Below are 23,792 nucleotides of genomic sequence, written 5' to 3'. Positions count from 1 at the left end.
CCTCGAAGCACCGCACGCTCGTACCGCCGCACTTCCGTACGCCCAGCACCCCCACCCCTCCCGCTGGACCGGAGAACCGGATGAGACGACACCTGCCCCTGCTGACGGCCGCGGCGCTCTTCGCCGCCCTGCTCGGCCTCGCGCCCCTCGCACCGCCCGCGGCCCACGCCGCGCCTACCCCCGCGCCTGCCTCCGCGGCCGCCCCGGCCGCCGCCGGCGACCAGCCCTACGCCTCGTACTGGCACCCCAACACGATCCTGAACTGGGACCCCGCCACCGACCCCGACGCGCGGTTCAACCGCTCCCGCGTCCCGCTGAAGCCCCGCGTCTCCGACCCGGCCCTGAAGGCCAACGCCAACGCCCGCGCGGGAGAGGGGAAGATCGCCTCGCTGGTCTCCTTCGGCCCGACCTCGAACAACCCCTCACAGGGCTCCACCAACCCGCACTACTACGCCTTCGGCCACTGGCAGTACATCGACAAGCTGGTCTTCTGGGGCGGCTCCGCGAGCGAGGGCCTGATCCTCGCCCCGAACGCGACCGTCATCGACGCCGCCCACCGCAACGGCGTCAAGGTCTACGGCACCGTCTTCTTCCCGCCCACCGCCTATGGCGGCCAGATCCAGTGGGTCCGCGACTTCGCCCAGAAGTCCGGCTCCACCTACCCCGTCGCCGACAAGCTCGCCCAAGTCGCCCAGCACTACGGCTTCGACGGCTGGTTCATCAACCAGGAGACGGCGGGCGGCGACGCGGCCCTCGCCACCGAGCTCCGCAACGAAATGCGGTACGCCCGCTCCCTCGGCCCCGTCGAGTTCATGTGGTACGACGCGATGACCGAGTCGGGCGCGGTGAGCTGGCAGGACTCGCTCACCTCCGCCAACGACTCGTTCCTGCAGGAGGGTTCGCAGCGGACCTCCGACTCGATGTTCCTCGACTTCGGCTGGAGCGCCTCAGGCCTGAGCAACTCCCGTACGCTCGCGCGCAGTCTGGGCCGCAGCGAGTACGAGCTGTACTCGGGCATCGACACCGAGGCGAACGGCTCCAACACCTCCGTCCCGTGGGCCTCGGTCTTCCCCGCCGGACAGCCGCACGTGACGTCGCTCGGCATCTACCGCCCCGAATGGACCTTCACCTCGTCCAGCGGCCGGGCCGACTCCCATGCCCGCGAGGCCCGTTACTGGGACGGCGCCAACGGCGACCCGTCGAACACGACCACGACCTCGGCCTGGAAGGGGCTCGCGCACTACATCCCCGAGTCCTCGGCCGTCACCGCCAAGCCGTTCGTCACCTCCTTCGGCGCGGGCCAGGGCGACTTCTACAACTCCGGGGGCGTCCGCGTCTCCTCCACGGGCTGGAACAACCTCTCCCTCCAGGACGTGCCGCCCACCTACCGCTGGCTGGTCACCTCCACCGGCTCGAAGCTCAGCCCGACCATCGACTTCACCGACGCCTACGAGGGCGGCTCCTCGCTGCGGCTCACGGGCACCCTCGACGCGGTGAACACCGTGCGGCTCTACCAGACGAGGCTGCCGGTCGCCGCCGACACCAAGCTGTCCGTGGTCCTGAAGACCCCGGCGGCCGGCCCCACCCGGCTGAAGGCGGCCGTCTCCTTCACCGACGCGCCGACCACCTTCACCACCCTCGACCTCGGCTCGACCGCCACCACCGGCTGGGAGCGCAAGACCCTCGACCTCTCCGCCTTCGCCGGCCGGACCATCGCCCAGATCGGCCTGGAGGCCGCAGGGTCCGTCCCCTCGTACGACATCCGCGTCGGCCAACTCGCGGTCCACGACGGTGCCGTGGACTCCGCCGCCGCCCCGACCGGCGTCACCGTGCTCGGCGTCACCGACCTGAGCGCCACCGCCAAGTCCCTCCGCCTGGCCTGGACGCCCTCCGCCTCGGGCTCCGTCCACCACTACGAGGTCTACCGGCGCAACGCCGACTCCACCCGTACGTACCTCGGCGCCACCCCCAACGACGCCCTCTTCGTCCCCCGGCTCGACCGTGCGGGTACGGAGACGTCGACGACCCTCGACGTGGAGGCCGTCTCCACCGAATACGGCCGCTCACCCGCCGCCACGACCACGGTCGCCTGGTCGACGGGCGGTACGGAGTCCAACCTCGCCCTGGGCCGCCCGGCGACCGCGTCCGGCCAGTGCAACGGCAACGAGACCCCGGCCAAGGCGGTCAACGGCACCGTCTCCGGAGGCACCACCGACAAGTGGTGCACGACCACCGCCGCGAAGTGGCTGGAGGTCGACCTCGGCGCCGCCCGCACGCTCGACCGCCTCACGGTGAAGCACGCGGCGGCCGGCGGCGAGAACGCGGCCTGGAACACCCGGGACTTCACCCTCCAGGTCCGCGGCTCCACCGCCGACCCCTGGACGACCGTCGCGAACGTCACCGGCAACACGGCGGCCACCACCACGCACCCGGTGGGCAGGACGGCACGCTACGTACGTCTGGACATCACCCGCCCCACCCAGAGCACGGACCCCGCCGCACGGATCTACGAGCTGGAGGCCTGGGGGTCCTGACGGGCGCTCCGACGTGTTCCTTGCCCCGGTGCGCCGCCGCGCGTACCGGGGCAATGCCGCCTCCTGGGCGTGACGCCGAGGTGAGTACCCGTACTCATGCCGGCCGCCGACCGGAGCGGGACGATGACCGGAACTCGGTGAGCTCGGAGTGGGGGCGGCATGAGCAAGGTCGTGGGCGCGTTCGTGGTCGCGGGGGCGGCCGTCCTTGCGCTGGTCGTGGCCTACGCGGTCGGAGCGCCGCCCGGCCTGGTCCTGGGGGTCGGAGCGGGCGTCCTGGGGCTGCTGTGGCTCCTGCTGCTCCTCACCGCCCCCTGGAACTTGTACTTCCGGGCCCACGCCGTTCGGGCCGAGATCGCGCTCAGCCGCGAGAAGGGCCTCACGGTCTCCAAGGAACGGGACGCCGAGGCCTCCCGGATCGCCCGGCTCATGCTGCGGGTCGCGGTCGCCGGCCATCTCCTGAGCGCCGTCGCCGTGGTCCTCGGCACGCTCGCGACCGGGCGCGCGGCGGGCTGGTGGTTCGCCGGCCTCTTCGTCCTGAGCACCTTCTTCCGTCCGGCGGGCGCGTGGTTCGCGCAGCTGCGCCGCCGCCTCGGGGTGCTGCTCCGGGACGTCACGTACCCCCGCGACGACGTGGTCGAGCTGCGCGCGCGGGTGGATCGTCTCGAGAGCGGCGCCCAGGTCCTGGAGGGCAAGGCGGAGGAGCAGTACCGCGCCCTGGCCGAACTGCGGCGCACGGTCGACGCGTCGGGCCTCTCCGCGCACCGGCGCGCCGACGACACCGACCGCAGGATCGCCGCCCTGGCGCGGGAGTTCGAGGCCACGGTCAACCGCCTCACCGACAACGAGGAGATCATCGCCGGGCTGAAGGCGTTCCTCCGGCTCCTGCGGTCCACCGCGGACGAGCCGGGCCTCCCTGCGCAGGGTCAGCCCGGCCCGCTGGCCGGCGGCTGAGGCGGGAGGCTTCCCGCCGTCAGGCGGGCTCGACCGATTCCAGCTTGAGCAGGCGCAGCGCCGCCCCCGCCGTGAACTCCGCCTGACCGCCCCGGAAGAGCAGATCGGCCGCCAGGAACGCGGGGTCGTCCGCCGTCGCCGCCACGTACGGCAGCGCCACGCACCGCATGCCCGCCGCCCGCGCCGCGAGCGCACCCGGCGCCGCGTCCTCGAACACCACGCACCGCTCCGGTGCCACGCCGAGCCGCCGCGCGGCCTCCAGGAAGACATCGGGCTCCGGCTTGCCGCGCTCGACCTCCTCCGCCGAGACCAGCGTCGTCAGGAACGCGTCCAGGCCGGTCCCCGTCAGGACCGCCTCGATCGCGGCACGGGACGAACCGGAGGCCACCGCCATCGGTGTCCCCGTCGCGTACAGCCGCTCCACGAGCGTCCGCATCTCCGGATAGACCGGGGTCGAGGCGCGCGCCAGCGCCAGATAGGACCGGTTCGTGGCGTCGAGCAGCTCCTCGACCGGCGCCTCGATGCCGTAGTGGGCGCCCAGGATCTCCAGCGACTCCAGCGTCCCGATCCCGATGAAGGCGGTGTGCCGCTCCCAGTCGAAGTCCGTGTCGCCGGCGAAGGCCGTGAGCGTCCGCCGGGTGGCCTCGTAGTAGTTCGGCTCGCTGTCCACCAGCGTTCCGTCGAGATCGAAGACGACCGCAGTCGGAGAGGTGCTCATACGGTCAAGCATCTCAACCCGCGCACGCCGCCCCCAGGACCGAAAGTCCCTGGTCCCCGACCCGGCGAACCCCGTCATCCCTTACGGGACGACCCCCGCCCGACCGACTCCACCAGCGGCAGGAGCCGGTGCGCCACCCGCTCGCGCAGCGCCATCTCCGTACGCGTCCTGACGACGCCCGGCAGCTGGATCAGCCGCTGGATCACGTCCTCCAGGTGCCCGTTGTCCCGGGCCACCACCCGGGTCAGCAGATCCCCGCCGCCGGTGATCGAGAACGCCTCGACGATCTCCGGCACGGCGGCGAGCGCGTCGCCGACCTCGTCCAGATGCCCCTGGGTCACCTCGATGTGGACGAACGCGAGCACGGGGTGGCCGAGCGCGGCGGGGGAGAGGACGGGGCCGGTCGCCGTGATCACGCCGTCCCGCTCGAGCCGGTCGATCCGGGCCTGCACCGTGCCCCGGGCCACTCCGAGGATCCGTGCGTACTCGCGCACGCTGGTGCGCGGCTGCTCGATCAGGAGCCGCAGGATCCGCGTGTCGAGCTCGTCCACCGCCATGGTCCGTTGGCTCCCTCCTGGCCGATTTCCACGCCCGTCGACTGTACCAATGGCCCAGTGTTCGGCGTGCCGGTTGAGCCAGTGGGTGACCAGGTGTTTTCCTCGGGGTACAGAGTGAACTGATGGCGCCGCACGCGCCGGACCGGCGACGAGGCCGGAACCGGACCGCGGCGCCTTTCCCATGTCCAGGGGCCGCCACAAGCAGGCCGGGGCACGAGATGACGCGAAGAGGGTGTGTGTACGGCAGCGGGGGCGGAACGACCGTCGTGAAGAAGGGCCGGGCCGCCGGCCGCCGGCTGGTCAGGCTCATGTTCGTGGCCCCCGATCCGGGCCGCGTCCGGCTGCGCGTCTCCTCGCGCGCCGTCCTCGGCATCGCCCTCGCGGTCGCCGCCGCCGAACTCTGCGGACTCTCCCTCACGGCTTCGATCACGGGCGGCCTCGCCGCCCTGCTCGCGCTCTTCACCGTCGGCGACCCCACCGTGCGCCGCCAGGCCGTGACGACCGCCCTGCTCCCCGCCGTCGGCTTCCCCGTCCTCGCCCTCGCGACCGCCCTGCACAGCACTCCGCTGCTGCGCGACGCGTCCTGGCTGCTCGTGGTCTTCGCCGGCGTCTACGCGCGCCGCTGGGGCCCGCGCGGGCACGCGCTCGGCATCTTCGCGTTCATGATGTTCTTCGTCACCCAGTTCCTGCACGCGCTGCCCGCGCAGCTGCCGGAGCTGTACGCGGCGGTGGGCCTGGCCCTCGCGGCCGCGGGCGCGGTCCGGTTCGTGGCCTGGTGCATCGAGCGGCGCGTCCCGCCGCCCGCCGCGCCCGCCCCGCTGCCCGGCAGGGGGCTCGCCCGGCCCACCACCCGGCAGGCGTTCCAGGCGACCGCCGCCTGCGCGGTCGCGCTCGCGGCCGGCCAGTTCATCTCGCACGAGCGCTGGTACTGGGCCGTCGGCACCGCCTGGTGGATCTTCGTCAACACCGCCTCGCGCGGCGAGACCCTGGTCCGCGGCTTCCGCCGGGTCGTCGGTACGGTCACCGGCATCGCCGCCGGCTTCCTGATCGCGATCCCGCTGGCCGGCGCGCCCGCCCCGACGGCCGCCCTGGTGGCCGTCTGCGTCTTCGGGATCTTCTACACGGCAGCGCTCTCGTACAGCTGGATGATGTTCTTCGTGACCGTCATGGCCGGTCTCCTCTACGGGCTCCTCGGTGTGCTCCACCCGGGCCTGCTGGTCCTGCGCTTCGAGGAGACCGCGGTCGGCGCGCTGGGCGCGGCCGTCGGCGTGGCCCTGCTGCCGGTGACCACGCACGCCGCCACCAACGCCTGGATCGAGCGGGCCGTGACCTGCGTGCACGCCTGCACCACGGCCGCCGCGCGCCGCCTCGCCGGCGACCCGGAGGCCGACCCCGCGCCGCACGCCGCCCAGCTCGAGGTGCTGATCGGCCGGGTCCGGCTGTCGCTCGCGCCGCTGGTCCACCCGCTGAGCCCGCTGCGGGCCCGCAAGGCCCGCGCCCGCCGGGTCCTGGACCTGCTCGACGACTGCGCTCGCGAGATCCGGGGCCTCTCGGCGGTCGCCGCCGACCCGGACGCCTCGCACGACGCCCGGCTCGCCGCCGCCTCCTGGCGCGTCGAGGCGGCCGTCCACGCCCTCGTCCCGCCGGCCCACCCCGCGCGCCGTTCGACCGCCGAGGAGCCCACGGCCCCGCCGATGGCCGGCCACCCGGGCGCCGAAGCCGCCCTCGGCCACCTCCACGGCCTGGAGCGGGCCCTGGTCGAACTGGCCGCGCCCCTGCGCACGGCGCCGAGCGCCCCACTCGTCCCGGCCGCCTGACCGAAGCCCCGTCTCAAGCTCCTTGACCCAAGCCTCTTGATCCAAGTTGGTCTAGACCGCCTGCTAACGTCAGCCCCGACGACGGGGCCGTCGGCCGACCGCCCCGGTGGAGAGGGGAGACGCCATGGGCGGTACGGACGCGCGTGAACCGGTACGGGGACGGGCCTTCATCGGGTCGTTCACCTCGGCGGGGGGCCGGGGCATCCTCGCCGCCGACGTGGACCCGGAGACCGGCGCCCTGACCGTCACCGGCGCGACGGACGCGCTCCCCGACCCGTCCTACCTCGCCCTCGCGGACCGGGGCCAGGACCAGGGCAAGGGTCTCGTCCTCTACGCCGTCTCCGAGACCGAGGAGGGCGCCGCGGCCGCCTTCGACGTCTCCGGGGCCGTACCCCGGCCGCTCGGCGCGCCCGCGCCCGTGCGCGGCGCCGCCCCCACGCACCTCGCCGTCACCCGGGGCCATGTCCTCACCGCCAACTACACCTCCGGCAGCGTCACGGCCCTGCCGATCGCGGCGGACGGCTCCCTGGGCGCCGCCACCGACGTCGTACGGCACGAGGGCTCGGGGCCCGTCGTCGACCGCCAGAGCGGCTCGCACGCCCACCAGGTCCTGGCGGCCCCCGGCGGGCGCTGGGCGACCGCGGTGGACCTCGGCACCGACTCCGTACGGATCTACGCCCTCGACCCCGTCTCCGGCGCGCTGCGGCCGCACGGCGAGGCCGCGCTCAAGCCGGGCACAGGCCCGCGCCACCTGGCCTTCCACCCGGCGGGCACCCACGCCTACGTCCTGAACGAGCTGGAGCCCACCGTCACGGTCTGCCGCTGGGACGGGGAGGCGGGCACCCTGGAGCCGCTCGGGGAGGCCCCCGTCGTCCCCGCCGGGACTCCCGGGCCGAGCTACCCCTCCGAGGTCGTCGTCGCCCCCGACGGCCGCTTCCTCTGGGCCGCCGTGCGTGGCGACGACACCCTCGCCGTCCTCGCCCTCGACCCGAGCGGAGAGCGGGCCGAGTTCCGTACCGCCGTGGACTGCGGCGGACGCTGGCCGCGCGACCTGATCCTCGACCCGTCCGGGCGGCGGCTCTACGCGGCCAACGAGCGCTCCGGCGACGTGACCTGGTTCGACGTGGACCCGGAGACGGGCATCCCGCACCGCGCGGGCTCCGTCGAGGCCCCGGCGGCCTCCTGCGTGGTCTTCGCCTGACCCGGACGCCCGACCCGCCGCCCGACCGGGCCGTACGACGGCCGAGGGCCCGCGCCGGAACGCGTCCGGTGCGGGCCCTCGGCCATTCCTGCGTGTGCTGCCGTTCAGTGCGTGGGGGCGCCCTGCGGCTGCTGCGGGGCGATGCCCAGCGCGGCCGTGTACTGCGAGAGCACCAGCTTGCCGATCGCCGGGTACGCGCCCAGCGGCTCGGCGGCGGCGCAGCCCGCCTCCTTGGCGGCCGCGTCGAGCAGGCCCTCGGCCAGCTCGGGGCCGATCAGGTACGGGGCGAGGGCGAGCTGCTCCGAGCCGGAGCCGCGCAGCTGCTCGGCGATCGCGGTGATCGAACCCTCCTGGTCGAGCGCGGCGGCCATCACCGGGACGGCCAGGCGCGCGGCGAGGAGCATGCCGGTGATGCCGGCGGCCTGGACGGCCTCCTCGCCGCCGACCGTGGCGAGCACGATGCCGTCGGCGGCCGTGGCGACCGTGAAGAGCCGCGCGCGGTCGGCGCGGGCCAGACCGGCCTCCGACAGGCGCACGTGCAGGGCCTCGGCGAGCAGCGGGTGCGGACCGAGGACGTCCGTCAGCTCGGCGACGTTGCCACTGTCCATCACGGCCTGGCGGATCCGGCGCATCAGGGCGCTGTCGGGACCGGCGAGCAGCGGCACGACGACGGCGGCCGCGCCCTCGGGGGCGCTGACCTCACGGCCGGCGGCCACGGCCAGCTGGTACCGCTCGGTGCGCACGGTCTCGGCGCGCGCGAGGACGCTTCCGAGAGTGGGGTACTCGGCGTCGTCACCGTCCAGGTAGCCGATCGCGGCCTCCAGGCCGGGCAGCTCGGAACGGGCGATGCTCACGACCTCTTCGGCCAGCGAGCGTATGGCGGCCGACGGGGCGCCGGGGACGGCGAGGACCAGGGTGGGAGCGCCCTCGGGCGCCGCCGCGGGTTCGGGGCGACGGTGCCGTCCAGGCTGGCGGGGTCGCGGCATTCGTACAGGCAGGCCGGAAGCGGGCCCAGTGGGGGAGCTCATGCGGCCGCATGCTACTGGTTTTGCCCGCCGCGCAGTGCGGTGAGGTGCGGCTGAGCGTTATCTGTCCCCCTTTGTCCGAAGCGTGACTTACGTGGTCACATGCAACAACTTCGGCTCCACGGGCAGCCGTAGCGCGTCCGTGGCCAGCGCCGCCGCCAGCGCGAGGGCGCCGTCGAGCGGATCCCCGGCCGCCGACGTCTGCCGGGCGTGCGGCAGTTGTCCGGCCAGCTCGGCCCGGAGCGGTACGAGGAGAGGGTCGCCGAGTTTGAACAGGCCACCGGTCAGGGCCACTTCGTACGCACCCGGGGCCGGGCACACGGCGGCCGCCGCCTCGGCCACGTGCGCGGCGGCCCGCCGCAGGACGTCGGCCGCGACCGGGTCGCCTTCGGTGGCGCAGCCGGCCACGTCCGGGGCGAACGAGGCGAGCACGGCGGGCCGGTCGGTCCGCGGGTACAGCGCGGCCGGCAGCCCGGCGGCCGGGCCGAACCGGGCTTCCGCGCGGGCGAGCAGCGCGGCCGAGCCGCCCCGCCGCCCGTCGTACGCGCGCATCGCCGCCTCCAGGCCTTCCCTGCCGATCCAGGCGCCGCTGCCGCAGTCGCCGAGGAGGTGGCCCCAGCCGTCGGCCCGGCGCCAGGTCTTGAGGTCCGTACCGAGGGCGATGAGGCCGGTGCCGCCCGCGACGACCGCACCGGGCCGCTGCCCGAGCGCCCCGGCGTAGGCGGTGACGGCGTCGGCCGCGAGCGCGAGGGACCGTACGCCCAGGGCCTCCCGCAGCGCGCCGGGCAGAACGGCCCGCAGCTCCTCGCCGAGCGTCGCCATCCCGGCGGCGCCGACGGCCACGGCGACGACGGGCCCGGACCCGGCGCGCTCGCGCAGCGACGCGACGGCGGGCAGCAGCTGCCCGAGCAGATGGGCCGCCTCGATCCCGCCGGGGCCGGTCCGCACCGGCTCACGGGACGTGACGGTCTCCACGGCCCGCCCGTCCGAGGCGCGCACGAGGGCGATCCGCAGCCCGGAGCCGCCCGAGTCGACCCCGACGACCAGGCCTTCGGAGCCGGCCGTCACGGGAGCCGCCGGTCGACGGACGAACGCCTGCGTGACCTCATGAACCGGCTCCGGGAAGAGGGGGAAGTGACGACGGCAGGCTACCCGGGAGGGCGCGTTCAGGGAGCGCGCTTCGAACGAGAACGCGGAGGGGGTGGGCGGTCGTTGCCGGGTTCGGGAGATGTCGGTGTGCGCCACTAGAGTGACGTGTTGTGGCAGCTCAGACATTGAACGAACTTGTGGAGCCCGGCTGGGCCGACGCGCTGAAGCCGGTGGCAGGGCAGATCGCCGCCATGGGCGACTTCCTGCGCGCGGAGATCGCGGCCGGTCGCACCTACCTCCCGGCCGGCCCGCACATCCTGCGCGCGTTCCAGCAGCCCTTCGACGGGGTGCGTGTACTCATCGTCGGCCAGGACCCTTACCCGACACCGGGAATGGCGATCGGGCACAGCTTCGCCGTCTCGCCCGACGTGCGGTCGCTGCCGGGCAGCCTGGAGAACATCTACCGGGAGCTGCACACCGACCTGGGCCTGCCCCGCCCGTCCAACGGCGATCTGACGCCGTGGACCCAGCAGGGCGTCCTGCTGCTCAACAGGGCGCTGACGACGGCGCCCCGCAAGCCGGCGGCCCACCGCGGCAAGGGCTGGGAGGCGGTCACGGAGCAGGCCATCAAGGCGCTCGTCGCCCGCGGTAAGCCGCTGGTCTCGATCCTGTGGGGACGCGACGCGCGCAACCTGCGTCCTCTGCTGAACGATCTGCCGGCGATCGAGTCCGCTCACCCGTCGCCGATGTCGGCGGACCGCGGCTTCTTCGGCTCGCGCCCGTTCAGCCGCACCAACGAGCACCTGGAGCGGATGGGCGCCCAGCCGGTGGACTGGCGCCTGCCGTAGGGGGTGTCTCGTCGATCATGCCGGGCTCGCGTCGCCTGGCACCGTGCCTCGCCGCGTTGTCGTCGGTTGCCAACTCCCCCGTAGCCCTTCGGGCACGGGAGGTGCCCCCACCGCGTTGACGCCCTCCTCCGCCTTGCGATGCACGGCACCAGACGCCGCTCCCTGATCCGGCCTGATCGACGAGACACCCCCTAGCGGGCTTCGGGACGCGCCCGCCCGCGCGTCGCGATGAGTCCCGCGGTGTCCGGCGGTCATACTGCGAAACCGGTTCCGAGGAGGGCTTCTGATGCGCAGCGTGACCTATGCCATGGGCGTCTCGCTCGACGGCTACATCGTCGGGCCGGACGGCGGCTTCGACTGGACGGCCCCCGACGCGGAAGTCTTCCGCTTCTGGATCGACGAGACGCGCAAGGTCGGCGTCCACCTGCTGGGGCGCCGGCTGTACGAGACGATGCTCTACTGGGAGACCGCCGCCGAGGACCCCTCACTCGGCGAGGCGGAGCGCGAGTGGATCGAGATCTGGAACCCGCTCCCGAAGGTGGTCTTCTCCAGGACGCTGACGGAGGTGCAGGGCCGGGCCCGCCTCGCCTCCGGCAGCCTGGCGGAGGAGATCGAGCGGTTGCGGGCCGAACCGGGCGAGGGCGAGATCGCGATCGGCGGCGCGACGCTCGCCGTCGACGCGGCCGCGGCGGATCTGATCGACGAGTACCGGGTAATCGTCCACCCGGTCCTGGTCGGCGGCGGCATTCCGTTCTTTCCCCGGCACGAACGCCGGGTGGATCTCGAACTCGTCGAGACCCGCACCTTCAACGAGAAGTTCGTCTACCTCCGCTACCGCGTGGTGCGTTAGCCGGCTCGTCCACCGAGCGCGCCGGCCTACTTCGGGTCGCGGTTGAACTGCGCCGTCGACCAGCGGTAGCCGAGCGCGGTCAGGCCGAGGCACCAGGCGACGGCGATCCAGCCGTTGTTCCCGATCCCCGTGCCGAGCAGCAGGCCGCGCAGGGTCTCGATCGCGGGCGTGAAGGGCTGGTACTCGGCGATCGGCTGGAACCAGCCCGGCATGGTGGCGGCCGGGATGAAGGCGCTGGAGATGAGGGGGAGCAGGATCAGCGGCATGGCCATGTTGCTCGCCGCCTCGGGGTTCGGGCTGGCCAGGCCCATGCCGACCGCGATCCAGGTCAGCGCCAGGGCGAAGAGCGTGACGAGCCCGAACGCCGCCAGCCACTCCACGACGGTGGCGTCCGTGGAGCGGAAGCCGATGGCCACGCCGACGGCGCCGACGAGGACCACGCTCATGACGGACTGCAGCACGCCGCCGACGACGTGCCCGATGAGGACCGAAGGACGGTAGACCGCCATCGTGCGGAAGCGGGCGACGAGGCCCTCGGTCATGTCCATGGAGACGTACACCGCGGCCCCGATCACGGTGCTGCCGACGGTCATCAGGAGCAGGCCCGGGACGATGTAGGCGATGTAGTCGGAGCGGTCGGCGCCACTGCCGCCGATGCCCGCGCTCATCACGTCGCCGAAGATGTAGACGAAGAGCAGCAGCATCATGATCGGCGTGAGCAGCAGGTTCAGCGTTCCCGACGGATAGCGCCGGGCGTGCAGCAGATTGCGGCGCAGCATCGTGTTCGAGTCGCGTACAGCGAGCGTGAGGGAGCTCATCGGGCGTTCTCCTGGGTCTGGTGGGGGACGTCGGCCGGGCCGGTCAGGGCGAAGAACACGTCGTCGAGGTCGGGGGTGTGGACGGTCAGCTCGTCCGCCTCGATGCCGGTGGAATCCAGCCAGTCGAGAAGGGAGCGCAGTTCGCGCTGGCTGCCGTCGCTGGGGAGGGTCAGCGACAGCGCCTCGTCGTTCCGGGTCACCTCGCGCAGGGTGTCGGCGGCGGACTGGTATGCGACCGGGTCGGTGAAGCGGAGCCGGATGTGCCCGCCGGGGACGATCCGCTTGAGCTCTTCGGCGGTGCCTTCGGCGGCGATCCTGCCGTCGTTCAACACGGCGATGCGGTCCGCGAGTTCGTCGGCCTCCTCCAGGTACTGGGTGGTGAGGAAGACCGTCACACCGTCGGCGACGAGGGTGCGGATGATGCCCCACATGTTGTGCCGGGAGCGCGGGTCGAGGCCGGTCGTCGGCTCGTCGAGGAAGATGATCCGCGGGCTGCCGACCAGCGTCATCGCGAGGTCGAGCCGGCGCTTCATACCGCCCGAGTAGGTGGAGGCGGGCTTCTTCGCGGCCTCCACGAGGTCGAAGCGCTCCAGGAGTTCGGCGGCAACGCGCCGTCCCTCGCGCTTGGACAGGTGGTGCAGGTCCGCCATGAGGAGCATGTTCTCCTCGCCGGTGATCAGACCGTCGACGGCGGAGAACTGCCCGGTGACACCGATCGCGGCACGGACCGCCTGCGGCTCTGCGGCCAGGTCGTACCCGCCGACGTGCAGCTCGCCGGCGTCGGCGGTGATGAGTGTGGAGAGGACCTTCACGACGGTGGTCTTGCCAGCGCCGTTCGGGCCGAGCAGCGCGAACACGGACCCGGCCGGGATGCGCAGATCGATTCCGTCGAGGACGAGCTTGTCGCCGTACGACTTACGGAGCCCGACGGCGGAGACGGCGGTCGACGACGGGTGACCGTCGTCCCCCAGTCTGGGCATGGGCATGCCAAATGAAGGCATGGTGACTTCCTTTCAGAAGCTGAAGACAAAGGGGAGTGCGGGGAGGTGACGGGTGCTACTTGCCGGCCGTGCCGGACTCCTCGCCGAGGGACTCCTGGTAGACGTCCGCGTTGGTGCGTGAGTCCGCGACCAGGCCGTCACAGAAGGCGGCGACGTCCGTGCCGATGAGTTCCAGGACGCCCTTGCCCGAGGCGGCGCCCTCCTCGAAGAAGTCGACGATCCCGGGGAGCAGGGGCCCGTCGGGCAGGTTGACCGGTCCGACCTTGAAGAAGTACTTCTGCATCTCCTTGTAGACGATCTGGTAGTCCGGCGGCAGCGCCTTGACCCGAGCCATGTGCGCCCGCCACTGCTTCTTGCCTTCGACAATGTCCTGGATGCCCATGTCAGCCTCCCAGCCGGCTCAGTTTCCTCGCGACGTTCCTGTTCAGCTGCTCGCGCCACCGGTCGCGGTAGGTGCGCGCCCCTTCTCCGCCGGCCAGCGCCGTGGAGAAGCCTCGGATGTCGTCGCCGAGGACCTCGTGGACGCTCTGCCCGTCCGCCGCGGTCTCTTCGAGCAGGCCCAGGGCCGCGTCGAGGATCGGCATCAGGTTGCGGCCGGTGAAGCTCCCGTGGGGGAGGAGGTGGCCCTTGATCTCTTCTCATGCCGCCCGGTAGTCGTCCGGCAGGGCCTCGGCCCGGGCCTCGAACGCCTTCCATTCCCGGGTGAGATCGCTGCCTGTGATGGTCTCCCAGAAGTTCATCGGCCGCCCTCCTTGAGCCTGTCGATGCGTGATGAGACGTAACTCCACTTCGTCCAGAACTTCGCCAGTTCCTCGCGTCCGGCGTCGTTGAGCGCGTAGAACTTGCGCGGCGGACCGACCCCGGACGGTCGCTTCGTCACCTGGACGAGCCCGTTCCGCTCCAGTCGCAGCAGGATGGTGTAGACCGTCCCCTCGACGACATCGGTGAAGCCGAGCTCGTTCAGCTGACGCGTGATGGCGTACCCGTAGGTTTCTTCGGTGTTGACGATTTCGAGCACGCACCCTTCGAGCGTGCCCTTGAGCATCTCCGTCAGGTCGTCCATGGCGAACCTCCTCGGTCGCATCAGTACTGCGTACCACCGAGTACCACTATACGGTATCACCGAGTAGTGGAGGCTGCCAGGGCTCAGCGGCCCCTCAGTCGATGACCGCCGCCCGTACGCACAGGACGTCCGGCAGGTGCTCGGCGAGGAGCTGCCAGGTGTCGCCGTCGTCCGCGCTCGCGTACAGCTCGCCGTTGCGGTTGCCGAAGTAGACGCCCGCGGGGTCCCCGTCGTCCGTGCACATCGCGTCGCGCAGCACCGTGCCGTAGTGGTCGCCCTCGGGAAGGCCGGTGCTGAGCGGCTCCCAGGTCGCGCCGGCGTCGCTCGTACGGTAGACGCGGCAGCGGTGGCCGGCGGGCACGCGGTCGGAGTCGGCGTTGATGGGGAACACATAGGCCACATCGGCCCGATGGGGGTGCGCGGCGACGGTGAAGCCGAAGTCGGAGGGCAGTCCGGAGCCGATGTCCGTCCACTTGCCACCCGCGTCGTCGCTGCGGAACACCCCCCAGTGGTTCTGCAGATAGAGCCGGTCCAGGTCGCCCGCGTCCTGCGCGATCTTGTGCACGCACTGCCCGAACTCCGGGTCGGGGTCGGGCAGGAAGACCGCGGACACCCCGTGGTTGGCAGGGTCCCAGCTCGCGCCGCCGTCCCGGGACCGGAACACCCCGGCCGTCGACACCGCGACCGTCACGGCGGCCGGATCGCGCCGGTCGGTCACGACGGTGTGCACGGCCTCGCCGCCTCCGCCGGGGACCCAGCGGGACCGGGTGGGGTGCTCCCAGAGCGGACGGACCAGCTCGAACGACTCCCCGCCGTCCTCGGACCTGAACAGGGCGGCGGGCTCCGTCCCGGCGTAGACGACGTCCGGGGAGTGCGCGGGCGCCGGGTGCAGCTGCCAGACGCGCTCCAGGGAAGCGCCCGTGTCCTGGGGGAACTTCACGGCCGGCTTCGCCGGCTCGGTCCAGGTGGAGCCGAGGTCGTCGGAGTGGAAGACGGACGGACCCCAGTGCGCGCTGTCGCCGCCCACGAGCAGCCGCGGCGTGGAGCGGCGGGTGTCGATGGCGACCGAGTAGATCGCCTGCGCGTTGAAGTGGGGATCGTCGAACTCCCACCGGCCGGCGCGTCGTCGGCCGATGAACAGGCCTTTGCGGGTACCTACGGTCAGGACTACGTCGGGCATGGCCGACACCTCCAGGACGCCGTTGTCGCGGATACGGGCCAGTCTGCACCCGACCACCGACAGTGGCGCCCGCGGCGGCGTCTCCCCAGGTGGGAGGCGTGTTCCGTGAACCGGCGGGACCCTGCTTCGGTCCCTGCTGAGGCCCGGTCTCAGATCGCCCAGGCGTACTGCGTCGGCGCGTGCGTGCTCGCGCCCAGCTCGCGTGCCGCCCTGCGGGCCCAGGACGCGTCGCGCAGCAGCTCCCGCCCGAGCAGGACGGCGTCCGCCTCGCCGTTGGCGACGATCTTCTCCGCCTGCCCGCTCTCCGTGATGAGCCCCACGGCGGCGACCGGAAGGCCCGTCTCGGCCTTCACCCGGGCGGCGAAGGGCACCTGGTAGCCGGGGCCGACGGGGATGCTCGCCGGGCCTCCGTTGCCGCCGCTGGAGACGTCCAGGAGGTCGACGCCGTGCTCGTGCAGCAGGCGCGCGAAGCGGACGGTGTCGTCGCCGGTCCAGCCCTGCTCCTCCAGCCAGTCGGTGGCCGAGATCTTGAAGAAGACCGGCAGCTCCTCGGGCCACGCGCCCCGGATGGCGTCCACGACCTCGAGGGCGAGGCGGGTGCGGTTCTCGAAGGAGCCGCCGTAGGCGTCGGTGCGGCGGTTGGCGTACGGCGAGAGGAAGCTGCTGATCAGGTACCCGTGGGCGCCGTGCACCTCGACGACCTCGAAGCCGGCGCCGCGTGCGCGGCGCGCCGCCTCCGCGAACTGCCCCGGGATCTCCGCGATCCGCTCCGCCGTCAGCTCGGTCGGTACGGGGTGGTCCTCGGCGAACGGGAGCGGGCTCGGGCCGACCGGCTGCCAGCCGTGCTCGCCGGGGCCGACCGGTCCACGGCCCTCCCAGGGGCGCTTGGTGGACGCCTTGCGGCCGCCGTGCCCGAGCTGGATGCCCGGCACCGTGCCGTGCTCCTTGAGGAAGCGGGCGATCCGGCCCAGCGCCTCCGCCTGGGTGTCGTTCCAGATGCCGAGGTCGGCGGGGCTGATCCGGGCCTCGGGGGAGACGGCCGTCGCCTCGACGAGGATCAGGCCCGTTCCGCCGGTGGCGCGGGAGGCGTAGTGGGCGAAGTGCCAGTCGTTCGGCACGCCCGCGTTCGGGCCCGACGCCTCCGCCGAGTACTGGTCCATGGGGGCCATCCACACCCGGTTCGGGATGGTCAGCGACCGCAGGGTGTAGGGCTCGAACAGGGCGACGCTCATGACGGACTCCTCTGGCGGGGGCCTTGCGGATGGCCTCCCGGGGGTCTTCGTACGATAGCCGTCGTAGTACGGCGACTGTCAAACTACGAGGATTATCGTACAATGGCGGCTTCCGGATGAAGTGGAGCCGCCGTGACAACCGCGACCAAGCCCCGGGTCCTGGACCACCCCACGCGGGACGAGATACGCCTGGAGGGTGTGCTGCACGCGCTCTCGGACGCGGTACGGCTGCGGATCGTCAGCGACATGGCGCAGGCGGACGGCGCCGAGGTGAGCTGCTCGTTCTTCGAACTCCCGGTCACGAAGTCGACGCGTACGCACCACTTCCGGGTGCTGCGCGAGGCCGGCGTCATCGAGCAGGTCTACCGGGGCACCGCCAAGCTGAACGCCCTGCGCCGGGACGACCTCGACACGCTCTTCCCCGGTCTCCTCGACAGCGTCCTGCGCGCGGCGGACGCCCAGGCCGCCCGGGAGCCCAGGACCTAGGAGCCATCCCTGCCCGCCGCCTCCCGCAGCCCCGCCCAGTCGGGGATCTTGACCCGGCCGCGGCCGAGCGACCGGCCCAGGGCGGATTCCGCGCTTTCGATGGAGAGCCAGCCCCGCCAGGCCACCGGCTCGTGGCCCAGCGCCCGCAGCGCGTCGAGCGGGTCGCCCGTGAGCCGCCGGTCGGTCAGGACCGCCGCGTCGGCGAGCAGCGAGGCCACCGTCTCCTTCGCGCAGGGGCGGTTCGTACCGATGACGCCCGTCGGCCCCCGCTTGATCCAGCCGGCCACGTACTCGCCGAGCGACGGGACGCCGTCGCGCAGCACCCGGCCCGCCTCGTTCGGGACCGTGCCCCGGGACTCGTCGAAGGGCAGCCCGGACAACGGGACCCCCTTGTACCCGACAGCCCGCAGCACCAACTGCGCCTCGATCTCCTCGTACGCGCCCGTGCCCCGCACGCCTCCGGCGCCGTCCGGTTCGGTCCGCTCGAAGCGGACCGCGGCCACCCGCCCGTTCTCGCCGAGCAGTTCCACCGGCCGCAGGAAGAACCTCAGATGGATCCCTCGCGGCGCGTCGGACCCCGCGCCGTCGGCCGCCCAGCCGCGGACGACCTCCACGTTCCGCCGGTTCACGGCGGGCAGCCCCGTCGGGTCGGCGTACGCGGGGTCCAGGGCCAGGTCCGCCGGATCCACCCGCACCCGCGCGCCCGGCAGCCCGCCCAGCTCCCGCAGCTCCTTCGTCGTGAACTTGGCCTGCCCGGGGCCGCGTCGGCCCACCATGTGCACCTCGCGCACCCGGCTGGCCTCCAGCGCCCGCAGCGCGCCCTCGGGCACGTCCGTGTGCCGCAGCTCGTCCGCTCCGCGGGCCAGGATCCGGGTGACGTCGACGGCCACGTTGCCGACGCCGATCACGACCGCCGAGCGGCCGTCCAGACCGGTTCCGGCCCCGGCGAAGCCGTCGGTCACCGCGTCGGGGTGCGCGCTGTACCAGGAGACGAAGTCCGTCGCCGACCAGCTGCCCGCCAGGTCCTCGCCCGGCACGCCGAGCCGGCGGTCCCGCGCCGCGCCCACGCAGTACACGACCGCGTGGTACAGCTCCAGGAGCCGGGCCGGGGTCAGCCCCCGCGCGCCGACCTCGACGTCCCCGACGAAGGCGATCCGCTCGTCCTCCAGGACCGCGCGCAGGTTCTGCTGGAGCGACTTGATCTTCTCGTGGTCGGGCGCGACCCCGTAGCGGACCAGGCCGTACGGGCAGGGCAGCCGGTCCAGGACGTCGACCCGCACCCCGGGCACCACCGACTGCTGGACCAGCGACTGGGCCGTGTAGACCCCGCTGGGCCCGGAACCGACGACAGCGACTCGAAGCACGTCCGTACTCCTTCCCGCCGCGGGGATGCCCGCCGAGAGGCTTCCAGCATCCCACCGGAAGCCCCCGGAGGGGAGGTGCGCGACGGGACCCGAGGCCCGGAACGGGGCCTCGGCGGACCCGAGCAGGGCCTCGGGGACCCGAGCCGGGCCTCTGCGGACCCAACCCGCCCGTCTGCGGACCCGCGTCGCGCTACATCTTCCGCATCCGGTTGATCTCGGCCGACTGCTGCGCGATCACGTCGTTCGCCATCTCCTCCACGAGCACGTTGTTCCCGTTGCCGAGCACCTCCGCGGCCATCGTCACCGCGCCCTCGTGGTGGGTCATCATCAGCTTCAGGAACAGCTCGTCGAAGGCCGCGCCCTTCGCCTTCTTCAACTGCGCCAACTGAGCCTCGGTCGCCATCCCCGGCATCGTGTGGTGGTCGTGACCGCCCTGGTCGCGCGGGCCGCCGTTGTTCTTCAGCCAGCCCTCCATCGCGCCGATCTCCGGCTGCTGCGCCGCCGTGATCCGCTCCGCCAACTTCTTGACCTGGTCCGACGCCGCCCGCTCCGGGACGAGCGCGGTCATCGTCAGCGCCTGCCGGTGGTGGACGATCATCATCTGCGCGTAACTGAAGTCCGCCGCGTTGGGCTTGTCGTCGGGCAGCAGCTTGGAGGCCTCGGCGGGGGATATCCGTCGCGCCGGCTCACCGGGCTTCCCCGGTGCCACGACCGCCGGCTCCGAGGAGCCCTTGCTCTGCGGCGTGTCCCCGCCGGGCTCCGAGTCGCAGGCGGCCAGGGCGAGCACGGCGACGGCGCTCAGCGCCACGGCGACGGCTCCGCGGATGCGGCGGCGGTTCAACAAGACGACCTCCAGAGGTGGTTCCGGGGGAGAGGGCCGGGGGGACCGTTCCTAGCACGCTTCCACGGGTCGTTGATCAAAAACCTTCATTACATGTGTGTTGCCATCTGTTGAGATGTGCACGCTAAGGACGATACTGCCGGGGTCCATCAACCGTTCAACTGCGAACGGACACAAGGGAGGACGGAGTGACTTCGTTGCGTACGACGCGCATCACGCGTACCCCGCGCGCTCGGATCAGAGGCCTGGGTGTGGCGACCGCCGCGGCCGGACTGCTGGTCAGCCTGCTCGCGGCCGGCCCCGCGGCCGCCACGCCCGACCCGGGTGACGCCACCGCGCGGTCCACGGTCTCCTCGGAGACCGCGGCCGAGGCGCGGTCGGCCATCCAGAGCGGCGAGATACCCGGCGTGGACGAGATCGTCCACAGCGCCAACATCCAGCACCTCGTGAACATCCCCAAGGACGCGCTCAAGGGCACCGGCTCCGACCTCGCGTTCCAGGGCAAGTACGCCTTCGCGGGCAACTACGACGGCTTCCGGATCTTCGACATCAGCAACCCGCGCGCCCCGAAGACGGTCGCCCAGGTCCTGTGTCCCGGATCGCAGAACGACATCTCCGTCTCCGGCAACCTCGTCTTCCTGTCCACCGACTCCTCCCGCAGCGACAACTCCTGTGCCAGCGTCAGCCAGCCGGCCACGGAGAAGTCCTCCTGGGAGGGCATGAAGATCTTCGACATCAGCGACATCCGCAACCCGAGGTACGTCGCGGCCGTCGAGACCGCGTGCGGCTCGCACACCCACACGCTGGTGCCCAAGAAGAGGGACGTGTACGTCTACGTCTCCTCGTACTCGCCCAACTCCGCCTTCCCCGACTGCCAGCCGCCGCACGACGGCATCACGGTCATCAAGGTGCCCCGCAAGGCGCCGGAGAAGTCGGCGATCGTCTCCTTCCCCGTCCTGTTCCCCGGTGAGGGTCCGGACGGCGGCGGCAACCCGGGTGGCCCGACCAACCCGGGCGTCTCCAAGACCACCGGCTGCCACGACATCACCGTGCTGCCCGGCAAGGACATCGCGGCCGGCGCCTGCATGGGCGACGGCATCATCTTCGACATCAAGGACCCCGAGCGGCCGAAGGTCATCGACCAGGTCCAGGACAACGTCAACTTCGCGTTCTGGCACTCCGCGACCTTCAACCAGAAGGCCAACAAGGTCGTCTTCACCGACGAGCTCGGCGGCGGCGGCGCGGCCACCTGCAACGAGGCCGTGGGCCCGAACCGGGGTGCCGACGGCATCTACGACATCGTCGGCAAGGGCAAGAAGAGCAAGCTCGTCTTCCGCAGCTACTTCAAGATCCCCCGCCACCAGGCAGACACCGAGAACTGCGTCGCCCACAACGGCTCGCTGATCCCGGTCAAGGGCAAGGACATCATGGTCCAGGCCTGGTACCAGGGCGGCGTCTCCGTCTGGGACTTCACCGACTCCCGCAAGCCCAAGGAGATCGCGTACTTCGAGCGCGGCCCGATCTCCGCGGACACGCTGGTCGGCGGCGGCTCCTGGTCGGCGTACTACTACAACGGCTACATCTACTCGAACGACCTGGTCAAGGGCTTCGACGTGCTGAAGCTCGACGACCGTCGCACGGACGAGGCGAAGCGGATCCGGATGGACGAGCTCAACGTCCAGACGCAGCCGGACTACTTCGACGACTTCGACGGCGGCTGGGGGCACGGGGACAGGGACTGACGCGGCACCCGCTCCGGTGACACCGGGGCGGTGAACGGCATGCCGTCGGGCGGACCCCCGTCCGGCGGCATGCCCTGCTCCCAGTCGAGCCCGTACCGCTGGAACAGCTCCGCCCGCAGCCGCGCCACCGGCATCGGCGCCCCCGGCAGCAGCACCGCCACCACCGCGCCCATCAGCAGCGCCCGCAGCAGCGGATAGTCCGCGTCGACGTTCGCCGAGCCGTACCGGGTCACCGTGTCGCGCAGCAGGAACGCGAGCCGCTGCTGCTCCGGACACTGCACGAACCCCTCGGCCTGCAGGATCCCCGCCATGTGCGTCCGCATCAGCACCGGGCGGTCCACGGCGAGCCCCAGGATCGCGTCGATGGCCCGCGCCATCCGCTCCCGCCCGTCCTCCGTGCGCGGCTCCCGCTCCAGCGCCTCCTCCAGCGTGAGGTGCATCAGCCGGTGCACCGCCGACTGCAGCAGCTGGCGTTTGCCAGGGAAGTAGTACGAGATCAGCCCCCGGGCCGAACCCGCGCGCTCGGCGATGTCGCCCAGCGTCGTCGCCTCGTAGCCGCGCTCCGACACGACCTCGACGGTGGCCTGGAGCAGTCGCTCCCGAGAGCGTCGCCGAAGCTCTTCATTGACCGATGGGCTACGCGGGGACATGCTTGACTCCTGCGTTGACTGGCTCGCAGCCAATATACTCAGCGCAGCCTGCTGTCGCGCCTTCGTGGCTGGTCAGCGGGTTGGCCGTCTGTTCTGGGCGACGCGGGGGATCGTCCAGAACAGGCGGCTTCACGTCGTTTCTCCCATTCTGCTCCGGTTCGGGCCCGATGATTCCGGCCGCCCTCTTTTTCGGCCGTCCGGGCCGTAGCGGCGGTACGTGACGATCGCCACAACCACCACACACCAGCCCAGCAGCCAGCCCGCGACGACGTCCGACGGCCAGTGCACGCCCAGATAGAGCCGGGTCCACCCCGCGCCGGCCACGGAGACCAGGGCCGTCACCACGAGCACGCTCCAGCCGCGCCAGGAATCGCGCCAGTGCAGGGCGAGCACCCAGAGCAGCAGCCCACAGCCCACCGTGGCCGTCGTCGCGTGCCCGGAGGGGAAGGCCGCGTACTGCGCCGAGTCGACCGGATCCGGCCACACGGGCCGCTCCCGGCCGACCGCCGCCTTCAGCCCCTGCTGCACGCCCGCCGCCACCAGGAGCGAGCCGGCCAGCCAGAGCGCGAGCCACCGCTCGCGCCGCCACCACAGCACCAGCGCCGCGACGACGACCAGAAGGCGCATCGTCCAGGGATCCCAGACCCAGTCGCTCAGGATCCGGTTGAGCCGGGTGAGCCCGGGCTCGGCGACGGCGCTGCGGTGCAGCGACTCCGCGACCGACCGGTCCAGGGAGAGCAGCGGCGACCACCCGACCCCCACCAGCACGAGCAGCACCACGAGCAGAGCACCGGAGACCACGGCGGAGGAGCGCATGGGTCGATCTTCCCCGACCCGCGCGCCGAAGCCGCGCCGTGCCCCCTGTCCGGGCTATCCGAGCGCCCGCAGCGCGGGGACGAACGCCACGAGGACGGGCACCACCGGCACGAGGGCGGCGGCGGCCGTCAGCCGCAGTCGCCGCACCGGAGTGAGCCGGGGCGCGGCCGTCAGGAGCCGGTTGACCCGTCGGGGGAGGTCCGCGCCGGAGGTCGTGCCGGGGCCGAACACCCCACGCTCCTCGTTGAGTTCGACCAGGGCGAGCGCGATCGTCAGCCGCCCGAACCGCCGCGAGGCGACGTCGTCGGCGGCCAGCTCCACCAGCCGGTGCATCTGGTCGCGGAAGGCCGCGAAGACCGGGATGCCGGGGAAGCCGCTCGCCAGCGCGCCCGAGCAGTGCAGCAGCCAGTCGTGGCGCGCCCGCGCGTGTCCCTGCTCGTGGGCGAGGACGGCGTCGAGCTGGCGGCCCTTCAGCCGGCGCAGCGCCGCGGTCGTGATGACCAGCTGGGGCGTGGTGCCCGGCAGCCACCAGGCGTCCGGCCGCTCGCCCTCCAGGACCACGAGCGGCTCACTGCCCGGCTCCTCGCCCGGCAACAGAGGGGAGCGGACGAGGAGTTCGCAGCGCCGCCGGCGGCGGCGGGCCCGCGCCCCGCGGATCTCCCGCGTCAGCATCGCGCCGGTCCACAGACCGCCACATGCGAGGATCACGGCGAGCGCCGCCGACCAGGGCTGGTGGGCGCCGAATTCGTACGCCTCGATCACCTGGCGCGGCGCGGGGGCGAAGACCTGGCCGCGCACGACGTGCCAGGCGGCGGCCGCGCTGAACGTCATCGAGAGCGCGAAGCACAGGAGTACGGCCGCCACCACGCACTGCCACATCCAGAGCGCCACCACGGGCTCGCGTTCCGCCCAGTCGGACCGCGAGAGCAGTCGAGGGGCCGCGACGGCGGTCAGGACGCCGAGCGCGAGCAACGCGAGGGAGACCAACATGGCGTCAGCCTATGAGGCC

23 protein-coding genes and 1 pseudogene are annotated in these 23,792 nt (G+C 72.5%); 8 read left to right on the top strand and 16 right to left on the bottom strand.

Features of this window, described 5'->3' with window-relative positions:
* The first annotated feature begins 80 nt into the window (after positions 1 to 80).
* Positions 81 to 2,534: an endo-beta-N-acetylglucosaminidase gene (locus ACWCO8_RS08950; protein WP_451031660.1), complete on the top strand. Its 2,454-nt coding sequence runs from the start codon at positions 81 to 83 to the stop codon at positions 2,532 to 2,534.
* 159 nt (positions 2,535 to 2,693) lie between these two features.
* Entirely contained in the window at positions 2,694 to 3,485 is a 792-nt protein-coding gene (locus tag ACWCO8_RS08945; protein ID WP_451031659.1) for a hypothetical protein, read from the top strand.
* A gap of 19 nt (positions 3,486 to 3,504) precedes the next feature.
* Here ACWCO8_RS08945 and ACWCO8_RS08940 read toward each other — a convergent pair whose 3' ends face one another.
* Together ACWCO8_RS08940 and ACWCO8_RS08935 are read right to left on the bottom strand one after the other, a co-directional pair.
* On the bottom strand, positions 3,505 to 4,203 hold the full coding sequence (locus ACWCO8_RS08940; protein WP_451031658.1) for an HAD family hydrolase: 699 nt from the start codon (positions 4,201 to 4,203) through the stop codon (positions 3,505 to 3,507).
* A gap of 74 nt (positions 4,204 to 4,277) precedes the next feature.
* The gene (locus ACWCO8_RS08935; RefSeq protein WP_451031657.1) at positions 4,278 to 4,760 is read right to left on the bottom strand and encodes an Lrp/AsnC family transcriptional regulator; all 483 of its coding nucleotides are present in this window, start codon (positions 4,758 to 4,760) and stop codon (positions 4,278 to 4,280) included.
* A gap of 308 nt (positions 4,761 to 5,068) precedes the next feature.
* Between ACWCO8_RS08935 and ACWCO8_RS08930 the strand changes: the two genes are divergently transcribed.
* Together ACWCO8_RS08930 and ACWCO8_RS08925 are read left to right on the top strand one after the other, a co-directional pair.
* Positions 5,069 to 6,577 (top strand): FUSC family protein, encoded by a 1,509-nt coding sequence (locus ACWCO8_RS08930; protein ID WP_451031921.1) that lies wholly within the window; start codon positions 5,069 to 5,071, stop codon positions 6,575 to 6,577.
* A 124-nt stretch (positions 6,578 to 6,701) separates the two neighbouring features.
* Entirely contained in the window at positions 6,702 to 7,778 is a 1,077-nt protein-coding gene (locus ACWCO8_RS08925; RefSeq protein WP_451031656.1) for a lactonase family protein, read from the top strand.
* Between the two features lie 104 nt (positions 7,779 to 7,882).
* Here ACWCO8_RS08925 and ACWCO8_RS08920 read toward each other — a convergent pair whose 3' ends face one another.
* Together ACWCO8_RS08920 and ACWCO8_RS08915 are read right to left on the bottom strand one after the other, a co-directional pair.
* Positions 7,883 to 8,806, bottom strand: a complete 924-nt coding sequence (locus tag ACWCO8_RS08920; RefSeq protein WP_362010190.1) for a sirohydrochlorin chelatase — start codon at positions 8,804 to 8,806, stop codon at positions 7,883 to 7,885.
* 87 nt (positions 8,807 to 8,893) lie between these two features.
* Complete coding sequence (locus ACWCO8_RS08915; protein WP_451031655.1) at positions 8,894 to 9,871, bottom strand: N-acetylglucosamine kinase; 978 nt, start codon at positions 9,869 to 9,871, stop codon at positions 8,894 to 8,896.
* Positions 9,872 to 10,077: 206 nt separating this feature from the next.
* Here ACWCO8_RS08915 and ACWCO8_RS08910 point away from each other — a divergent pair, with 206 nt between their 5' ends.
* Positions 10,078 to 10,740: a uracil-DNA glycosylase gene (locus ACWCO8_RS08910; RefSeq protein WP_451031920.1), complete on the top strand. Its 663-nt coding sequence runs from the start codon at positions 10,078 to 10,080 to the stop codon at positions 10,738 to 10,740.
* 286 nt (positions 10,741 to 11,026) lie between these two features.
* The gene (locus ACWCO8_RS08905) at positions 11,027 to 11,590 is read left to right on the top strand and encodes a dihydrofolate reductase family protein (protein WP_451031654.1); all 564 of its coding nucleotides are present in this window, start codon (positions 11,027 to 11,029) and stop codon (positions 11,588 to 11,590) included.
* Positions 11,591 to 11,616: 26 nt separating this feature from the next.
* Here ACWCO8_RS08905 and ACWCO8_RS08900 read toward each other — a convergent pair whose 3' ends face one another.
* From ACWCO8_RS08900 to ACWCO8_RS08870, 7 genes and pseudogenes are all read right to left on the bottom strand, one after another.
* Positions 11,617 to 12,408 carry an ABC transporter permease gene (locus tag ACWCO8_RS08900; protein ID WP_451031653.1) on the bottom strand — a complete coding sequence of 264 codons (792 nt, stop codon included), beginning with the start codon at positions 12,406 to 12,408 and terminating at the stop codon, positions 11,617 to 11,619.
* Positions 12,405 to 13,388: an ATP-binding cassette domain-containing protein gene (locus ACWCO8_RS08895; protein ID WP_451031919.1), complete on the bottom strand. Its 984-nt coding sequence runs from the start codon at positions 13,386 to 13,388 to the stop codon at positions 12,405 to 12,407. Before ACWCO8_RS08895 ends, ACWCO8_RS08900 begins: the two co-directional genes overlap by 4 nt.
* A gap of 76 nt (positions 13,389 to 13,464) precedes the next feature.
* Positions 13,465 to 13,791, bottom strand: a complete 327-nt coding sequence (locus ACWCO8_RS08890) for a DUF1048 domain-containing protein (protein ID WP_451031652.1) — start codon at positions 13,789 to 13,791, stop codon at positions 13,465 to 13,467.
* A gap of 1 nt (position 13,792) precedes the next feature.
* Positions 13,793 to 14,149: pseudogene (locus tag ACWCO8_RS08885) on the bottom strand (DUF1048 domain-containing protein).
* Positions 14,146 to 14,472: a PadR family transcriptional regulator gene (locus tag ACWCO8_RS08880; protein WP_451031651.1), complete on the bottom strand. Its 327-nt coding sequence runs from the start codon at positions 14,470 to 14,472 to the stop codon at positions 14,146 to 14,148. Before ACWCO8_RS08880 ends, ACWCO8_RS08885 begins: the two are co-directional and overlap by 4 nt.
* Positions 14,473 to 14,566: 94 nt before the next feature.
* Positions 14,567 to 15,652 carry a WD40/YVTN/BNR-like repeat-containing protein gene (locus tag ACWCO8_RS08875; protein ID WP_451031650.1) on the bottom strand — a complete coding sequence of 362 codons (1,086 nt, stop codon included), beginning with the start codon at positions 15,650 to 15,652 and terminating at the stop codon, positions 14,567 to 14,569.
* A gap of 149 nt (positions 15,653 to 15,801) precedes the next feature.
* Complete coding sequence (locus ACWCO8_RS08870) at positions 15,802 to 16,884, bottom strand: NADH:flavin oxidoreductase/NADH oxidase (protein ID WP_451031649.1); 1,083 nt, start codon at positions 16,882 to 16,884, stop codon at positions 15,802 to 15,804.
* A gap of 132 nt (positions 16,885 to 17,016) precedes the next feature.
* On the opposite strand from ACWCO8_RS08870, the gene ACWCO8_RS08865 reads away from it, so the two are divergent.
* Positions 17,017 to 17,370 (top strand): ArsR/SmtB family transcription factor, encoded by a 354-nt coding sequence (locus tag ACWCO8_RS08865; RefSeq protein ID WP_451031648.1) that lies wholly within the window; start codon positions 17,017 to 17,019, stop codon positions 17,368 to 17,370.
* On the opposite strand, the gene ACWCO8_RS08860 is transcribed toward ACWCO8_RS08865, so the two are convergent.
* On the bottom strand, positions 17,367 to 18,734 hold the full coding sequence (locus tag ACWCO8_RS08860; protein WP_451031647.1) for an FAD-dependent oxidoreductase: 1,368 nt from the start codon (positions 18,732 to 18,734) through the stop codon (positions 17,367 to 17,369). The genes ACWCO8_RS08865 and ACWCO8_RS08860 overlap by 4 nt on opposite strands.
* 190 nt (positions 18,735 to 18,924) lie before the next feature.
* On the bottom strand, positions 18,925 to 19,578 hold the full coding sequence (locus ACWCO8_RS08855) for a DUF305 domain-containing protein (protein WP_362010225.1): 654 nt from the start codon (positions 19,576 to 19,578) through the stop codon (positions 18,925 to 18,927).
* 185 nt (positions 19,579 to 19,763) lie between these two features.
* On the opposite strand from ACWCO8_RS08855, the gene ACWCO8_RS08850 reads away from it, so the two are divergent.
* Complete coding sequence (locus ACWCO8_RS08850) at positions 19,764 to 21,317, top strand: LVIVD repeat-containing protein (RefSeq protein WP_451031646.1); 1,554 nt, start codon at positions 19,764 to 19,766, stop codon at positions 21,315 to 21,317.
* Here the strand turns inward: ACWCO8_RS08850 and ACWCO8_RS08845 are convergent.
* The 3 genes from ACWCO8_RS08845 to ACWCO8_RS08835 all read right to left on the bottom strand — a co-directional run bounded on the left by ACWCO8_RS08845 (position 21,269) and on the right by ACWCO8_RS08835 (position 23,773).
* Positions 21,269 to 21,967: a TetR/AcrR family transcriptional regulator gene (locus ACWCO8_RS08845; protein WP_451031645.1), complete on the bottom strand. Its 699-nt coding sequence runs from the start codon at positions 21,965 to 21,967 to the stop codon at positions 21,269 to 21,271. The genes ACWCO8_RS08850 and ACWCO8_RS08845 overlap by 49 nt on opposite strands.
* A gap of 129 nt (positions 21,968 to 22,096) precedes the next feature.
* Positions 22,097 to 22,783 (bottom strand): phosphatase PAP2 family protein, encoded by a 687-nt coding sequence (locus ACWCO8_RS08840; protein ID WP_451031644.1) that lies wholly within the window; start codon positions 22,781 to 22,783, stop codon positions 22,097 to 22,099.
* A 54-nt stretch (positions 22,784 to 22,837) separates the two neighbouring features.
* Positions 22,838 to 23,773 (bottom strand): M56 family metallopeptidase, encoded by a 936-nt coding sequence (locus tag ACWCO8_RS08835; protein WP_451031643.1) that lies wholly within the window; start codon positions 23,771 to 23,773, stop codon positions 22,838 to 22,840.
* Positions 23,774 to 23,792: the final 19 nt, after the last annotated feature.

The sequence above is a fragment of the Streptomyces sp. NPDC001927 genome, assembly GCF_053594455.1.
This window is presented reverse-complemented; position numbering and strand designations above follow the sequence as displayed.

What these genes read in the sequence shown, in the direction of transcription:
- ACWCO8_RS08950 (WP_451031660.1), top strand. Translation starts at nt 81, where the DNA reads ATGAGACGACACCTGCCCCTGCTGACGGCCGCGGCGCTCTTCGCCGCC.
- ACWCO8_RS08945 (WP_451031659.1), top strand. Translation starts at nt 2,694, where the DNA reads ATGAGCAAGGTCGTGGGCGCGTTCGTGGTCGCGGGGGCGGCCGTCCTT.
- ACWCO8_RS08940 (WP_451031658.1), bottom strand. Translation starts at nt 4,203, where the DNA reads ATGAGCACCTCTCCGACTGCGGTCGTCTTCGATCTCGACGGAACGCTG.
- ACWCO8_RS08935 (WP_451031657.1), bottom strand. Translation starts at nt 4,760, where the DNA reads ATGGCGGTGGACGAGCTCGACACGCGGATCCTGCGGCTCCTGATCGAG.
- ACWCO8_RS08930 (WP_451031921.1), top strand. Translation starts at nt 5,069, where the DNA reads ATGTTCGTGGCCCCCGATCCGGGCCGCGTCCGGCTGCGCGTCTCCTCG.
- ACWCO8_RS08925 (WP_451031656.1), top strand. Translation starts at nt 6,702, where the DNA reads ATGGGCGGTACGGACGCGCGTGAACCGGTACGGGGACGGGCCTTCATC.
- ACWCO8_RS08920 (WP_362010190.1), bottom strand. Translation starts at nt 8,806, where the DNA reads ATGAGCTCCCCCACTGGGCCCGCTTCCGGCCTGCCTGTACGAATGCCG.
- ACWCO8_RS08905 (WP_451031654.1), top strand. Translation starts at nt 11,027, where the DNA reads ATGCGCAGCGTGACCTATGCCATGGGCGTCTCGCTCGACGGCTACATC.
- ACWCO8_RS08900 (WP_451031653.1), bottom strand. Translation starts at nt 12,408, where the DNA reads ATGAGCTCCCTCACGCTCGCTGTACGCGACTCGAACACGATGCTGCGC.
- ACWCO8_RS08895 (WP_451031919.1), bottom strand. Translation starts at nt 13,388, where the DNA reads ATGCCCAGACTGGGGGACGACGGTCACCCGTCGTCGACCGCCGTCTCC.
- ACWCO8_RS08890 (WP_451031652.1), bottom strand. Translation starts at nt 13,791, where the DNA reads ATGGGCATCCAGGACATTGTCGAAGGCAAGAAGCAGTGGCGGGCGCAC.
- ACWCO8_RS08880 (WP_451031651.1), bottom strand. Translation starts at nt 14,472, where the DNA reads ATGGACGACCTGACGGAGATGCTCAAGGGCACGCTCGAAGGGTGCGTG.
- ACWCO8_RS08875 (WP_451031650.1), bottom strand. Translation starts at nt 15,652, where the DNA reads ATGCCCGACGTAGTCCTGACCGTAGGTACCCGCAAAGGCCTGTTCATC.
- ACWCO8_RS08870 (WP_451031649.1), bottom strand. Translation starts at nt 16,884, where the DNA reads ATGAGCGTCGCCCTGTTCGAGCCCTACACCCTGCGGTCGCTGACCATC.
- ACWCO8_RS08845 (WP_451031645.1), bottom strand. Translation starts at nt 21,967, where the DNA reads ATGTCCCCGCGTAGCCCATCGGTCAATGAAGAGCTTCGGCGACGCTCT.
- ACWCO8_RS08840 (WP_451031644.1), bottom strand. Translation starts at nt 22,783, where the DNA reads ATGCGCTCCTCCGCCGTGGTCTCCGGTGCTCTGCTCGTGGTGCTGCTC.
- ACWCO8_RS08835 (WP_451031643.1), bottom strand. Translation starts at nt 23,773, where the DNA reads ATGTTGGTCTCCCTCGCGTTGCTCGCGCTCGGCGTCCTGACCGCCGTC.